We start from the raw sequence: 14,814 nt of genomic DNA, 5'->3' as shown, positions 1-14,814 counted from the left end.
GATTGAGGGTTTGTGAAGCAGTCACTGTTACAAATTATAAATGATACAATGACCACTTCTTAATATCTTATTAAGGAGTGGTTTTTGTGTTGTTGAAATTTGCATTTCAGGATTTTTTGGATGATCGTAAGTTTAAAAACACAACGAAAGTGAACATCCGTAATTACCTAACTATGCTAGGCGAGTTTGTTGATTACTGCAATGAGAATAAAGTTGTTAATGTAGAGGATATTACGACTTCAACCATTCGAAGTTACTTATTGAAGTGTCAAGACAAAGGTAATAATGCAGGCACAATCAATACCAAGTTGATGAGAATTAGAGCATTTTTTAACTATATGGTTGAATGTGAAGTTGTTAAACTCAGTCCAGCTAAGAAGGTTAAGTTACTCAAGGAAGATGTGAAAATTGAAGTGTTTAGTGACGAGCAGATCAATCAAATGTTGAATTTCTATCGAAGAATTAAGCGTAGAGAGAAAAGCTACTGTGCTTATCGAGACTACATGATTATTGTAACAATACTGGGAACGGGAATAAGACGTGGAGAGTTGATTGGGTTAAAGTGGACAGATATTGACTTTGAGAATCAGTCTATAACCGTCTTTGGTAAAACTAGAAGAAGAGAGACGCTGCCTCTCACGAATAAGCTTACAAAGGAATTCCTGGCTTATAAGACCTATTGTAAACAGCATTGGGGTAAAGGGAATGAATTTGTCTTTACCAAGCGTGATTATACTAAACTTACGGAAAACTCATTAATGCTGGTGTTTAAGTATCTTCGTCAGAAAATGAACTTTCCGAATGTTCGTGTATCGCCTCATACTTTCAGACATACATTCTGCCATAGACTTGCCATGTCGGGAATGAGTGCATTTGCAATTCAGAAACTAATGAGGCACCAAAATATATCGGTGACGATGAAATATGTAGCTATGTGGGGGAATGAGCTTAGGGAACAGAATGATCGGTTTAATCCACTTAACAATTTAGAAATTTGATTAAATAAGTTTTTTGGCTATTTTGTGTGATTTTGTTCTGCTCTTATATAAGTATATATAGGATATTTTCTTTTTATATAAGAGAGGAGGAGCATTAGTGTTCGAGAGAGATTATGTTGTACTAAAGATATGACTTTAATAGTATTCAATACCCTTTGACGTTCCAGAATGGATTCTAAAGCCACTAAAGTGTCCTGATCACATTTATGCTTTATTGCTGATAGGGGCTCAAATGGATGAAAGTGAAAGCTTATAACGTTAGGTCTTGTGAGTGTCCCCTTTACTTCTCATAGCAGATAAAGTTTCTTTCTGATCATGTTGACATAAAGGGATTGCTTTTTGTCTATGGCTGTTTTCTTTCCGCCTCTGACTTTAAGTTTACCACTTTGCTTGTTATTTCATGAAAATTCAGTCCTTCTTGTTGGTTAGTATTTTTTGATATGTATAATTTTTTTTATGATGCGTGGATTTTAAAGTACATTTATATAACTATAATAGAGAGGTTTGAACTCGGGGGTGGTTTACAGTCGAAATTGACTCTCCATGCCCAATAGTAGCCCCGAACTAATACACGCTAATTCTCTAGATTGATATTTCGCGATACGAAAGGGGGACAGCATTTTGATTCGATAATTAGAATCTTTCTATGGATTCTTTAAATATCTATTTAGTCAATTACGAAACTCTTTTAAACAAGCTCGTACTCTACGAAATACTAAGAAAGAGTTTCGTAGAGTTTCAGACTTTACGAAACTAAAACACTACGAAACTTTTCTAAAAAATCTCGTATTCCACGAAAGGCTACGAAAGAGTTTCGTGGAATTTCAAACATTACGAAACTGAAACCGCTCCAAAAATTATATGTGATCCAAAAACCAGTAATTAATATCTAAAAAAACACTATATAAAGCGAATGACTCCGAGAAATCGGAGTTTTTTTTATTTTTGTTCCTTATATCACAGATTCACAAAATTATGAAAGAGAGATGATGGTTATGAATGACAAGAAATTAAGGGGAGCATTACAGAGACTACAGCTGAAATATGGGAAATCAACTACCTTCGTTGCTTACAACATAGGAATCTCGCGAAACCATCTCTCTAAATGGTTGAACAACGAATCATGTGTGGTCTCTGACAGTTTAAAGACTAAGTTGAATAAGTATGTTAAAGGAGAGATGTAATATGACAACAATAAACGTTATCGATGCTCCATGCGGATATGGTAAAACATCGTGGGCTATTCAGTATATGAACTCTGTTCCACTTGATGAATACAAGTTTATTTATGTGACACCATTTCTTGATGAGGTTACTAGAGTCAAAGAATCAGTAGTAAACAGAACTTTTTATGAACCACATGATAAACATGGGGACACTAAATTAGATGATTTACACAGATTACTTGGCGAAGGAAAGGATATTTGTACTACACACAATTTGTTTATGAGATCAGATGATCACACAAGAAAATTGCTTCAAAATAATAAATATATTCTTATACTAGACGAGGTGCTGAATGTCATTAAACAAGTAGAATTAAAGAAAAATGACTTGGAGCTATTGAAGAAAGCTGGAGCAATAAGTTTTGAGAAGAGAGAGAATGGATTAGAATACATTCAATGGCATGAGCATTTAAAACACGAAAGTAGATTCAATGATATAAAGAGGATGGCCCTATCTAATTCTTTACTACATTATCAAAATTCAGCCTTAATATGGTCTTTCCCAGTTGAAATTTTCAGCTTATTCCAAGATGTTTATATACTGACATATCTCTTTAAAGGGCAACTTCAAAGATATTATTTTGATCTATACCAATTACAATATAAATATTTATCTGTTGTATTTTCAAGTGGAGTTTACGACCTTGTACCATATGAAAGTAGGGATAAATTAAATAAGACCTTACTGGCTGAGAAGATGGCAATATATGAAGGTGATCTAAATGATATTGGAAATAAAAGTAGTGCTCTGTCGTATAGCTGGTTTGGAAATGCTGAAAATAAAAAAAACTTTGAAAAATTAAAGAACAATGCATATAACTATCTAACAAATAAAAGAAAGGCAAATAACACTAATGCACTTTGGACAACATTTAAAGGTGGAAGTAAGGAAAAGATTAAGAAGCTTGTTGCCCCAAAATCATACGCAGATTCTTATATTTCAGTTACGTCCAGAGCAACGAATGAATATAGAGAAAAATATAATCTAGTATATTTAGTAAATAGGTATATGAGACCGATAGAAACAGGTTTTTTTAGACAGAATGGCATTATAGTAGATGCTGATGCTTGGGCATTGTCTGAACTTATACAATGGATTTGGAGAAGTCGCATTCGTGAAAATAAACCAATAAATATTTATATCCCTAGTAGACGAATGCGGGGATTATTACAAAGGTATTTAACTAGTGAGGATTTTGAAGTAACTCCAATGAATGCGATTATTAACGAACTACCAAGTGACTGGCATCTCTAATGCACTTAGGCACTAGGACTGCCTAAGTGCATAAGATAAACCCAATAAACATAAGGGTTTTTAAATCGAATCCTTAAGAGAAAGTACAAGAAAGAAAATATAATATGAGTAATACCATGCGAGTCGATGAGCGTAGCGAAACGACTCGTGGACAAGGACAAACGCGGAGCGTTTGCCGCGTCAGGCCTTTTTAGTATACACTACTTTCTTTAGTTTCTTTAAATTATATGCTCATTTACTAAAATATAGTGATTTAAAAATATCTATGCTATCATGTCGTTATATGCATGCTAAAAGAAAGAGATGAGCGAATATGAATTGTTTCATATACCTATATTTCAAATCTAACTTATATGTTTGTGAAAAAGCAGAGAGGCTACTATAGCTTCTCTGCTTTTTTATTTGGATTATTGGATCGCTACTTTCTTTGGCACCATAAGGGGGTGGCTCTAGCGAACATAAAAACTAAATCACAATAACAGTAATCTTGAAAGGACTGAGTTGTACATGGGAAATACTAAGGAAAACAGTAATTTGAACTTTTCTAATGGGGATCAGATGTTTATAGGAGAAATATCAAAAACACCCGCTGTGGGCAAGATATTTGCCAAAAGAAAAGTTTATTTAGTGGCTGTCGAGCAAGTCAGGGAATCAGGCGAATTTCTTGGTTTAACTAATGAAAATGGAAGTTTAACTACGCAAAACTTTTAACAGGAGAATTTGAAGTTGATATCGTCGAAAGAGAAGACTGCGTTTTTCCTAGTGGGTTATAAACAGAATCCATTCATTCTTATTTCTCTGATTTGCAGTGAAACAAATGAAGAAACACTTGTTTTAGGTATAAGAAAAGTCAATTTAAAACACTACCATGAAAGATAATTCTCAATAACTAAATAAAATCGGAATTTTATTTACAAGGAGGTAATTAATCATGACTAGAGACCAACATAATGAAGGGGCTAGAAAGACAATTAAAAACCAAAATTAAATCGACATCGTACGATTTTTTATTTGAAGCAGAGAATAATCAATATGATGAAATCTACAAAGATTATATAGATGATCAAGAGGGCACTTCTCTCCATAATAAAAAAATTGAAGAAATATGGGGGATTCTTTATGGGGAAGTTGGTATCGAGGAACGAAATGAAAAGTATCAAAAACAAGGAGAAAACAATGATTATGGAAGTATTAGTATAGTTGAATGTCCAATGTGCGGCAATAATGAGGTTCCAATTATTGATATTGAAGTAAATGTAAAATTGAGCCTGAGTACATTCAAATCAATATCCTTGGAGGGAGCCGAATGTACTATGTGTAATGAGTTGTTTCTTTCAGAAAGTACAACTGAAGCATTAATAAGACTTAGTAATGTCTTCGATAAATTGTTTGCTAATCTTGAAAATAAATGAGGTGAAAGTGTGGAAGATGAGGGTGTTATTAAAGACAAAATTAAGCAGCTCAAAGAAGAGGTTGGAATATTATCCGAGAATGTAAGTTTAGCTTGTTCTATGACTAATGAACGACTTATTGCCATTGAAAAATTAATGTGGAAGATTGAGAGGAAGCTGATAGATCAAAAGAAGTTCATGAAGTTACTATCTAGTAATGAATTGATAGATAGATTAGTGACGATGAAATACGAGCAAAGTAGAATCAAACCCTTCCACTTGGAAAGTGAAGAGTACCAAATGTCAAGTATAGAAGCTATGTACGACGATGAGGATGATGATGACTAAGTAAAATGTAGATCGTATAGAACGCACTACCAATCCCTATTAAAACGACTTATGATAATTAAATTTAGACAGTCGGTAAGTTAATCGGCTGTCTTTTTCATTAAACTAACGGGCAGGTTAGTTTAATGATGAATTCAACTGAGTAGTAGGATTTTTCACTTAGGGCAAGCTGAAACTGTAATAATTTGCTCAATAAGTAAAACTATTATCTCTTCTTCTTATGCAAACTATACTTGCGAACTAGCTGGAATCTTTACAGGTATCAACATTCAAGACTATCTCTCCGATATAAAGAGTAATAAAATTGGGAGGGGTATACATCAAACATATGAAAATCAAAGCAGGAATTATACTACTCTTCCTTAGTATAATTCTCGTAATCGGTGCGTGCTCAGGGAAAGGGAGCGGTAGTCTCCATGTTGAACTTACCGTAACAGAAGATTTTGATAAGGAAAACCGACTCAAATTCACCGGCATCACTAATTTACCAAATGAAACGAAACTTGTTCTATCTGTAACAGGTGAAGATGAATATTCTGCTCAGGCAAAAGTTCAAGTCAATAACGGTATGATAGAAAGTGAGTGGCTCTCTAATAATGGAGAAGGTTTAGTACCTGGAGTGTATAGTCTTCGAATCACATCTCAAGCAGCTATAATACAGCCCGACTCAGTTCAAAACATAATTGGTAAGCAAGGCGAAAATCTTGAGGGTGAGTTTGTTTTGTCCGAAGAGACCCTTGGAAAAATGATTGGATATACATACGCTTTTAGTACGAGTGATTCTCAGATAGTAGCGATCGAGAGCGAGACAATTTGGGATGAGGTGAACGGCTATTTAGCCACAGGACAATATACACTAATAAGGGAGTTTATTGATAAGATCCAAACACCAAGTCAGGATCTCCAGATGATGTATCACCTTTCTATGTATCATATCTATGAGCAAGCTGGGAGAAGATAAAAAAGCATTAGAGTCCTTGTACAGCATTCCCAAGGGTTACACTGGCCGAAACGAAGATTTAATCAATTATTACAAATACTTGAATGATTTTTATGAGGATGAATCTCCATTTAGCTTTAATGATTACGTAGCACTCTACAGAAAAAAACGAATTACCTCAATTTCCTTTGCATATTATAAAAGTGAAAGCCTACAGACAAGTAATACTCAAAACAGTGATGCTGACATAGTTTACAAGTATATGATGCAGGAGTTCGATGTCTTAACGAATTACGGAAACAATTACGTTCCTGAAATACACGACCCCATTGTACTTGAGAAAGCTAGTAAACATTTTGGGATGTCCGTGAGTGAAGTAGATGAGATTTTTATGGCTAGAGCAATGCAATTACCATAAATTTGGGCTCTCATACTTATTGTTTTTATTTATACACTCACCTGTTTACTATTTGTGAATAATAATAACGATATCTTCAGAAAACGTATAAAATCAATAGCCTTTTGGATTTTATTTATTGGCTCTGTTTATGCTATTATTATTCCTTTTCTTAAAGGAGAAAATCCATTCTAATAAAGCTAACGGGATACGTTAGTTGAAAAATCAATGAGCAGTCTGTAATTTTCTAGACTGCTCATTTTTTTCGTTGAGCTATCTATATGTCCGTGAATGTACCAAGAAAAGAATCATACTGAGGTGCTCATCACTTATTGGAAGCCTAAGTTCTAAGGGGGCGTAGATTGCGTGATAATTGATGTAGGTACTTTTTTATAGATATAGCTAATTGTACAATCTATGGTTTGTTTATTGAAACAAGTTATTCATCCCTTTCTTCTCCTATGAACTGTTGCGAGAAAACTTCGGTATCAAAAAATATGCGATACGAAAGAGATATTCACACCCTCGAATAAAGGTATAGGATCGAGTAATAAACCACCTGAACAGGTTAAAATTCTTCAAAAATAAAGCATGTGAGCTGCACTTTGTAATTCTTTTCACATAATCACAATTATGGGGAAAGTGGATTCGTAGAACAGTTGAAGAGCAAAGCTTTACTCTTGAAAATCCTGTAACACATACTTTCAGCAACTCCGAATTTAATTAACAAGGATATCTTTATTTATAAAATTGATATCGTAGCTACGATAAGGCTCACTCGTATAATCATTAGTTTTTTTCGTTTTAATTTCAATTCTAATCGATATCCAGCGGCTAGACGCTTCCGAGATTAGGAATAAGGGTTTGTAGATTCAACTTGATAATTTATCAAAGAAGATCAATCATTATTTGGATGAGTTGTTTAACAGGGTAGTGGGCTAAATCTAGGTTTATGATATAATAAGAACGTACGTTTTGTATTTCTGAATAAATTATGAAGGGGCTGAATTAAATTGCCAAAAGAAGAATACGATTTGCTTATTGGGGAAAAGCGTCAAGAAATAATTAAAATTAAGACAGAGATGGAACAATTAAGGTTAAGATTTAAGAAAGTCTTATCTGATTTCACAGAGGAATGGTTTAAATCATATGCCAGAAAGCTGATTGTTGATAATCCAGAGACAGCAGGGAAATTGACAGACTCAGAACTTCAGAAGTTAAAAAATGAAGTGGAAAAGTTAGCTAGAAGTGCTAGTGAGTTTGTTGATATCCACTTCGATAAAGATAATTTATGGTGGCATTTAAAAGAGAATACATATGGATACTCGGAATATCGGGATGAAAATATCCCGCCTATTCTTTCAGAAGAGGTGGCATACTTGTTTGGAAGACTCGGTTTATTATTTCAAAATCATAATATAATTAAGACAGGATTAGAATCAGGTTTAAGAAGTGATAGCTATAAATTTGACTTTGTAGTAGATCAAAATAGAAAAAAGAATGAATTGAGAATAAAGGTTGTAGGGAAATTCCCTATTTTTCTTACTAGTATAATGAAGGAGTATGGCAAGTTTCATGAAAGAGCTAAATATGCAGAAAATGAGATTGGAAGATTACTTGAAGAAAAAAGGAGAGCTTCCATTGGTGATTTATGGGATTCCTTATGATTATACATCTCTATCAATGTTGGTGGGAGTTTGATATAAAGGTAGGCGCGCACCTTGTTAACAATCCAACTTGTAAGTTAGGTGTAATAGGATATTGAAAATAGAGACTTAATTCTATAAGGATTGGGGTTATAATATGAAGGTTTACGTTGTTTGTAGAGACTTTCCGCATCACGTATTTCTGTCACGAGAAAAAGCAGAACAATATGTTAAAACCTTTAATACCAGTCCCTCTAAAATTGACCATTATAAAATTCGTGAATTTGAAACAGTTGATGAAATGATGGATAATTTAAAAATTGTAACTAAATGGCTGTTTAAATTAGAGTATCCAAGCCAGTTTTTCTATATAAATTCAATAGAATATAATAACTTGGATAATAAAGTTCAGTTCACAAATGGTTTCTCGTCAGACATTAAATATGAGGAACTAAAGTACCATAATTCAGAAAAGGTGAGAATCAGAAATTTATCTGCTCAATTTTATGTAGATAAATTGGAGAGTAATTTGGATTATGCGCTCATTGAAGAGAAAATAAAGCCTAAAGCAAATGATTTGATGCTAGAGATTATTCAACGAAGGGATAAAAATAAGAATAGTATGGAAGAAGTAGAATTTTGGTTGAAGAAAGAACCTCTTGCCCAAATTGAAAAGATTAATAAGTCTTTATACGATTAAACTCTAGGGCTTTTGTGGTGATTATGATGAAACGCACTTGACTGTAGAACAACGGTCTAGTGTGTTTTTTTTCGTGACCATTGAAGGGAGTCCTGACGGGATGTACCCAATATGAGTCCAAGAGTTGGAAACCCCACGTTTTTTTAGGATAATCAAACTAAGAGAATTATTTTGAACGCAGATTGGCGGTGATTATGTTGGATAGTATCAAACGAGTTACCTTTAATATAACTACAGCACAAGACAAATTTATTGAATTGTTTACTTTAGCTACGGGTTAGGTAATCAGAGGTTATAAGAAATTTGCTTGATGTTGCGCTTTATAAATAAAGAATATATAAAAGAACAGCTCTTGTAAAATGAAAAATATTTAAGGTAAGGGGGTCATTCACTTATGGAATAGTGAAGCCCTGCTTTTTTATCTGAAGCAGCCGTTTTTCTATATATTATCAGTAATTTTTTTTCTGATTTAGCCTCCCTACCTACTACTCCCTTAAGAGGAGGAGATCTCACTCTAGTCTATTGAATTAACCTTTTACAGATCCAGTTTTAATGTGTGACCTTGCGTAGCCCCGACATTCTCGTTCTGATTCCGTTCCGGCGAATATCCCCCTCCCACACTTCAGATAAGGTATATTATCAGAAGCTAATCATTCTGAAAACTGTAACGGAATGTAGTCTTAATATTTATATGAAGATACTTAAAAGGAATGAGAACGCTTGTTCTTATTTTCGTGCTATGATAAAATATGATAACAATCTGTCCCGACAAATAAGCTTAATATCTTCTGATAATGGAAAATATTGATGATTTACTAATTAGAATATGAGATAATATACCTACAATTTCACTAGATGACGGGAAGAAGGACTTATAAATATGATGAATGCTGAAAATTCAATACTGGTTGTAGGTAACCATGAAGTTAAGGAAAATAGTATTTCAAATATGAAAGTCAGTGAAAGTATTAGTCCGGTAGTAACAATAAAGCCATCTGTAGATGAAATCACAACTTTTAGACATTCTTTAAAATTGTTAAATCAACGGGAGTTAACATCTATCATAAACAAATATAAAATTAAAATACCGTCTGATGCACAAAAGGTTAGTGAAGTTACGTATGCTCTCGAGAAGAGCTTTGGGGAGGGAATCTTATCTAAAGAAATATTCCATCAGTTTAGACAAGCGGCATTCAATCCAGAGTTGGACACAACAGATGGTTTTTTTATGTCATTTAATTATAAATTCACAGATATAAGTGAAGTCACGCTAAATAGTAAAATTTCAGAATGGAAAAAGAACCTTGAGCAAGATAGAGATTCGGATAGAAATACCTTTAATGCAGAAATTGAGTTACTCGATTTTGGCTCTAATTCTAAAGGAAGTCTTTTTAAATTTACAAGAAGAAACGAGCGATTTGTTTATAATAGTCAAAATATGTTGAGCAAGAATTATTTCGAGGTACATCAGGTTGTAGTGGAGATATATTTTGATAAACAAATCGTATATTTTCAGACATCTAACTCAGTGAAATTCAATTCGGTAAAGACTATTGTTTCGAATTTTCTTATTTCTTTAGCGGATGATAAACACACTAAAATTAAGCTAACCACACCTAAAATGAGTAAACATCTTAAATTCTCCTTCAGAGAAGATGGAAGGTCAGCCAAAGTTTATGACAATATAAACCCTAACACTATCAAATTGCTGGATTTATTTTTGGAAATTGAAAACTCAACAAGCTTTAGTAGCTTTCAATGTGTTGACATTAAATTTGACCACGAAGATTCACTGAATAAGGATTTGAAGGATAGAATTAAAAGTCAAGCTTATGGTTGTGATATAGGGGATTTGTTTAATAAATCAGAAGTCAAGACACATATACTTAGTAAACGAGTTATTCTCCAAATTGAGTTTAAACTTGTTTACACAACTTTGGATGCAAATGAAATTCCACGAAAACATATAATATTGGCTGGAATTGTGAATGATAAAAGCAAAATAAATGCATTGAGAATTTATATTGAAAATAATGAACATACAATTAAAGATATTGTTAAAGATGCATACAAAGACTTGAAAGATGTTTTTATTGGGAGCTTAATGGATAGTGCTTTAAAAAACGAGGATAAAATAAAAAAAATGCTAGGTATTGGTATTTAATATCCGATAATTGAAAAGAGAAGTGGGAATATGAATGAATTAATAGTGTTCCATTATAAAATGAAAAGAGAAAATAGAAAAAACATCATTCATTTCTTAAATCATCTCAAAAAGGATTATAACAGTAAAGTTTGTGTTAAGCAGAATGGTTTTGAAGAAAAGTTTATTTCAGTTTCATACGAAAATATTATATTGTTAATGTTTGACTCTATCTTTTGGATTATATTGAAAGACGAAAGTCAAAATAATCATCATATTGAGCATTTTGAAGTGGTTCATTCGCTACCAGACTGTCTAATGCCTGTTCAACTAACAAATAAAAAATTGATAGAGTACTTTTTTGAGCATGAATTTAGTAATAATTTGCTCGAGATGTTTATTGATGGTGATGACGATTATGAATATTTCGATAAGTTCTTAATCTACGGTGAAGGATTAAATTATTCAAGTGAGTATAAACAAGCTTTAAAAATACCTGAAATCAACTTTGAGTACATCAAATTACAACCTAAAAACAGTGATTCTGTTTTAACGTTTCGAAATAATCATCTTAATGTAGATGGAACTGCTAGTATTGATGATACGTTAAATGTAGCGCAGTCTTTTAACCGCTTTTATCAAAATTATCTTAAAGAAAATGGAGAAATTCTTACATGAGAAAAATTTCAGTTACTGTTGAGGATAAAAATGAAACACATGTGAAATTAACTAATCATGAAGACCATCATATTAATGATGGTTTATCTATTGATTACTTTTTTAAAAATAATATTCATGACAGTGAAATAGAGTATGTAGTTAATAAGATAATTAAAACGAAAGATTGGATTTCAAATGAGAACGGTATGTACTTCATTGATTTAAAAAAACTTGGAACTGCGTATCCCTCAATTTTTAGTCAATGTCAATGGATGAATGGCTTAATAAATGTTTCCCCTTCTTTTGAAGATGGGTTAGGAGACGTCAGAATTTTTAGTTTGACTATCTCAGAAGACGAAATACGTGAAAAAGCCCCCAAAAAAGTGTTTTTAAGTCACAAGGGAGCCAACAAACCAATGGTCAGAAAGTATTACCAACTTTTAAAAGAACTTGGATTTGATCCATGGATGGATGAAGAAGATATGCCTGCCGGGGTTCAATTAATGAGGTCAATTCGGCAAGGGTTCAAACAATCTTGTGCAGTAGTTTTTTTTATTACTCCGGAATTTAAGGACGAACAATATTTAGAAAGTGAAATCGACTACGCCATAAATGAAAAGCTAAGCAGAAAGCAGTTTACAATTATTACATTACAGTTTGAGGATGGACAAGGTATTAAAGGTGTCATACCAGAAATGTTGGAGAATTACGTTTGGAAATCCCCTAAAACAGAACTTGAAGCATTCAAAGAAATTATCAAGGCACTTCCAATCAAAGTTGGTCAAGCAATATGGAAGTAGATGGGATGCTGAGTATAAGGTTTGAATCTTACAGAGTTATAGAATTTTTATAATAAAAATGTTGACTTATATTTAAGAAGACAATAAAATGTATCAATCCAACGGTCATATACCCAAAAAAACGTTTTAACAAAGACCGCTAAAGCTGTTCAATTATAAAGTGCTATAAAGTCAATCACCATATAGGATGACGGCGTTTTACAGCGAGGGGCGGTCTTGAAAACCGTTAGTGTATAATTGCGTCAGTGACTTTCTTAGCAATTTGTACTTGAAAATGACCAGTTTACCCACCAAGATTGATATACAAAACAACTGGATAATTGACCAGTAATTACATTTAAAAGCTCTCATCATTCCTAAACTGTAGGTTTCAGTGCTGTAACCTCTATCGACGGATGACAGCTGACTGGGCAAGTATTCCTTGGGACGTATTGGAGAAAATCTCCGTGCGGATCGTTAACGAAGTGGATAACGTAAACGTATCGTGTATGACGTAACTTCCAAACCACTAGCAACGATTGAGTGGGAATAACACTCATTGTTTACATCCAACAATCACTGCTTTATACTGAAATTGCAAGCACTTGAAAAAGAAGTGGTCATTGTATATCAATTTAATATAGTAAGAGTGACAAACCCTGCATAACGTTCCAACAAACTGGCGTAGGCTTCAACGCTGCGACTGGCGAGTGGGTTAACATGATCGAAGCGGGTATCGTTGACCCTGCGAAAGTAACACGTTATGCATTGCAAAACGCTGCTTCCGTAGCGGCAATGTTCCTGACTACTGAAGCGGTTATCGCTGACAAACCAGAACCTGCAGGCGCTGCTGGCGTTCCTGACATGGGCGGTATGGGTGGAATGGGCGGCATGATGTAATAAAGGTGTAAAAACCTTTTAATGCCGATAGATGAAAGGCTCCCGAAAGGGAGCCTTTTTTCATTAATTAGATAGGGTGCTTTGAATTTATGTTTTAATAACTGGGGGAGGAAATCATTTGAGAAAGAGTACAAAGTGGACATTATGGATTCTAGGCTTGATGCTCGCTGCAATTTTCATCAACTTCTATATGAATCTATATAGCTTCGCTTATGCGCTGATTACCGTGCTTTTACTTATATTTATGGGGTGGGGATTCTTAGCCAAATTAAAGAACGACGTTCGACAACATGAAGATCATCATAGAAGAGAGCACCAGTCTGCGATCGATGACATCGATCGATACACGAGGTAGTAATCAATGAACCTGCCATACATAGCTTTGTTGTTAACGGACATGTTTACAACTTTTGTCCATCAATAGTTTAAAGGCTCCCACTTGGGAGCCTTTCTTTATTCAGATGCAGGAGTGGATATGAAGGAAAGGCTAACGAAGTTTGCAGAAGGGAGAAGGAATGTTGAGTCGTTCCTATCTAAACGACTGGTTTGCACATTTGCAACTCAATCAACAGTTGTTATTCCAAAAATAGAAACATTGTCTTGAATGCTGAAGTGATATTCAAATCCATTTCGAACATTCGCTCCATCAAATTCACTCTGACTTACATCGCGATCCAATATGCCGATATCCTGAATCACCTCTTGCGCATCATTATATGTGTATTCATTATTGGTTGTCAGAATAAGAGTAGCGATAGCAGTCAACAGGATTCCACCCGTTGGTTCGCTGACATCACCAGTCCCGTATAACCTGACTTCTTTTACTTTTTGATTCGAATTTAATTTACCAACCAATCGTAAATCATCATTAAATACATACTCGAAAGCGCCAGTATCCTGCTCTGAATAGGCTTTCATATTCAAGCGGGTAATACTCAAACCGTTCAGTCGGTATTTGCCCACGGCGCCATTAAACTTGTTTTTGAATTCCTCTGCTGTCATATAGAAGCTAGAGGCATTCGTTTGGGTTAGAGGTGCGTGATCTACCTCTGTTGTATCAGCGCCTGATTCGTGTTTCTCCGTCTGATCTGTTCCAGATGATTGCGGAGGATTTGAAGGTAAAGCCAATATGCCATACATTCCGATCGAAGCAATTGCAAAACATGCCGCCGTTAGCATAACATGCCTTATCGGTATCCGGTTATGTTTCCTCATGGATAAGATCATCAAAACAAGAAATACGAAGAAGGCTATAAAACTAAGGATGAATAGAATTGTAAACAGATATTGCAAATTCTCACCTCATAATGCATCGTTATTTCCTACTTTCATTATAATGTTCCTTCGTGAAACTTTAAACCTGCACTCGTCACCTCAAAAAAGCACTGTCGGCGTTTTAGCCAGCAATGCTATTTTTTCTTATCATCGCTT

At 34.1% G+C, this 14,814-nt stretch carries 14 protein-coding genes and 2 pseudogenes; 15 read left to right on the top strand and 1 reads right to left on the bottom strand.

Annotated elements, in window-relative coordinates; all coding sequences use genetic code 11:
• Nucleotides 1-86 precede the first annotated feature (86 nt).
• The 15 genes and pseudogenes from ACR1R9_RS20675 (at nucleotide 87) to ACR1R9_RS20605 (ending at nucleotide 13,738) form a co-directional block, all read left to right on the top strand.
• Nucleotides 87-998, top strand: coding sequence for a tyrosine-type recombinase/integrase (locus tag ACR1R9_RS20675; protein ID WP_433922848.1), 912 nt, complete (start codon nucleotides 87-89; stop codon nucleotides 996-998).
• A gap of 1,185 nt (nucleotides 999-2,183) precedes the next feature.
• Nucleotides 2,184-3,479, top strand: a complete 1,296-nt coding sequence (locus tag ACR1R9_RS20670) for a hypothetical protein (RefSeq protein WP_433922849.1) — start codon at nucleotides 2,184-2,186, stop codon at nucleotides 3,477-3,479.
• 507 nt (nucleotides 3,480-3,986) lie between these two features.
• Nucleotides 3,987-4,190 carry a hypothetical protein gene (locus ACR1R9_RS20665; protein WP_433922850.1) on the top strand — a complete coding sequence of 68 codons (204 nt, stop codon included), beginning with the start codon at nucleotides 3,987-3,989 and terminating at the stop codon, nucleotides 4,188-4,190.
• Between the two features lie 239 nt (nucleotides 4,191-4,429).
• Nucleotides 4,430-4,891: a hypothetical protein gene (locus ACR1R9_RS20660; RefSeq protein ID WP_433922851.1), complete on the top strand. Its 462-nt coding sequence runs from the start codon at nucleotides 4,430-4,432 to the stop codon at nucleotides 4,889-4,891.
• 9 nt (nucleotides 4,892-4,900) lie between these two features.
• Nucleotides 4,901-5,218, top strand: a complete 318-nt coding sequence (locus ACR1R9_RS20655) for a hypothetical protein (protein WP_433922852.1) — start codon at nucleotides 4,901-4,903, stop codon at nucleotides 5,216-5,218.
• Nucleotides 5,219-5,546: 328 nt separating this feature from the next.
• Nucleotides 5,547-6,179: a hypothetical protein gene (locus ACR1R9_RS20650; RefSeq protein WP_433922853.1), complete on the top strand. Its 633-nt coding sequence runs from the start codon at nucleotides 5,547-5,549 to the stop codon at nucleotides 6,177-6,179.
• Nucleotides 6,157-6,576, top strand: a complete 420-nt coding sequence (locus ACR1R9_RS20645) for a hypothetical protein (protein ID WP_433922854.1) — start codon at nucleotides 6,157-6,159, stop codon at nucleotides 6,574-6,576. The genes ACR1R9_RS20650 and ACR1R9_RS20645 overlap by 23 nt, the downstream gene beginning before the upstream one ends.
• A 992-nt stretch (nucleotides 6,577-7,568) precedes the next feature.
• Nucleotides 7,569-8,222 (top strand): hypothetical protein, encoded by a 654-nt coding sequence (locus ACR1R9_RS20640; protein WP_433922855.1) that lies wholly within the window; start codon nucleotides 7,569-7,571, stop codon nucleotides 8,220-8,222.
• Between the two features lie 136 nt (nucleotides 8,223-8,358).
• Nucleotides 8,359-8,901, top strand: coding sequence for a hypothetical protein (locus ACR1R9_RS20635; protein ID WP_433922856.1), 543 nt, complete (start codon nucleotides 8,359-8,361; stop codon nucleotides 8,899-8,901).
• Between the two features lie 880 nt (nucleotides 8,902-9,781).
• Nucleotides 9,782-11,065 (top strand): hypothetical protein, encoded by a 1,284-nt coding sequence (locus tag ACR1R9_RS20630; RefSeq protein ID WP_433922857.1) that lies wholly within the window; start codon nucleotides 9,782-9,784, stop codon nucleotides 11,063-11,065.
• Between the two features lie 60 nt (nucleotides 11,066-11,125).
• Nucleotides 11,126-11,722 carry a hypothetical protein gene (locus ACR1R9_RS20625; protein WP_433922858.1) on the top strand — a complete coding sequence of 199 codons (597 nt, stop codon included), beginning with the start codon at nucleotides 11,126-11,128 and terminating at the stop codon, nucleotides 11,720-11,722.
• A complete protein-coding gene (locus tag ACR1R9_RS20620; protein WP_433922859.1) occupies nucleotides 11,719-12,504 on the top strand; it encodes a toll/interleukin-1 receptor domain-containing protein in 786 nt (261 codons plus the stop codon). Before ACR1R9_RS20625 ends, ACR1R9_RS20620 begins: the two co-directional genes overlap by 4 nt.
• A gap of 360 nt (nucleotides 12,505-12,864) precedes the next feature.
• A pseudogene (locus ACR1R9_RS20615) lies at nucleotides 12,865-13,036 on the top strand (glutamine-hydrolyzing GMP synthase); the annotation flags it as partial.
• A 119-nt stretch (nucleotides 13,037-13,155) separates the two neighbouring features.
• Nucleotides 13,156-13,383, top strand: a pseudogene (locus ACR1R9_RS20610) (TCP-1/cpn60 chaperonin family protein); the annotation flags it as partial.
• Nucleotides 13,384-13,501: 118 nt separating this feature from the next.
• Nucleotides 13,502-13,738, top strand: a complete 237-nt coding sequence (locus tag ACR1R9_RS20605) for a hypothetical protein (RefSeq protein ID WP_433922860.1) — start codon at nucleotides 13,502-13,504, stop codon at nucleotides 13,736-13,738.
• Between the two features lie 206 nt (nucleotides 13,739-13,944).
• On the opposite strand, the gene ACR1R9_RS20600 is transcribed toward ACR1R9_RS20605, so the two are convergent.
• On the bottom strand, nucleotides 13,945-14,676 hold the full coding sequence (locus ACR1R9_RS20600) for a hypothetical protein (protein WP_433922861.1): 732 nt from the start codon (nucleotides 14,674-14,676) through the stop codon (nucleotides 13,945-13,947).
• Between the last annotated feature and the right edge of the window lie 138 nt (nucleotides 14,677-14,814).

Source organism: Paenibacillus taichungensis (genome assembly GCF_050994985.1).
Lineage (GTDB): Bacteria > Bacillota > Bacilli > Paenibacillales > Paenibacillaceae > Paenibacillus > Paenibacillus taichungensis.
Note: the sequence above shows the minus strand (reverse complement) of the source record. Positions and strands in the feature narration are given on the sequence as shown.

Bases quoted from the DNA above. Each gene is read 5' to 3' on its own strand.
- ACR1R9_RS20670 (WP_433922849.1), top strand. From the start codon at position 2,184: ATGACAACAATAAACGTTATCGATGCTCCATGCGGATATGGTAAAACA.
- ACR1R9_RS20665 (WP_433922850.1), top strand. From the start codon at position 3,987: ATGGGAAATACTAAGGAAAACAGTAATTTGAACTTTTCTAATGGGGAT.
- ACR1R9_RS20660 (WP_433922851.1), top strand. From the start codon at position 4,430: ATGAAGGGGCTAGAAAGACAATTAAAAACCAAAATTAAATCGACATCG.
- ACR1R9_RS20650 (WP_433922853.1), top strand. From the start codon at position 5,547: ATGAAAATCAAAGCAGGAATTATACTACTCTTCCTTAGTATAATTCTC.
- ACR1R9_RS20645 (WP_433922854.1), top strand. From the start codon at position 6,157: ATGAGCAAGCTGGGAGAAGATAAAAAAGCATTAGAGTCCTTGTACAGC.
- ACR1R9_RS20635 (WP_433922856.1), top strand. From the start codon at position 8,359: ATGAAGGTTTACGTTGTTTGTAGAGACTTTCCGCATCACGTATTTCTG.
- ACR1R9_RS20630 (WP_433922857.1), top strand. From the start codon at position 9,782: ATGATGAATGCTGAAAATTCAATACTGGTTGTAGGTAACCATGAAGTT.
- ACR1R9_RS20625 (WP_433922858.1), top strand. From the start codon at position 11,126: ATGAAAAGAGAAAATAGAAAAAACATCATTCATTTCTTAAATCATCTC.
- ACR1R9_RS20620 (WP_433922859.1), top strand. From the start codon at position 11,719: ATGAGAAAAATTTCAGTTACTGTTGAGGATAAAAATGAAACACATGTG.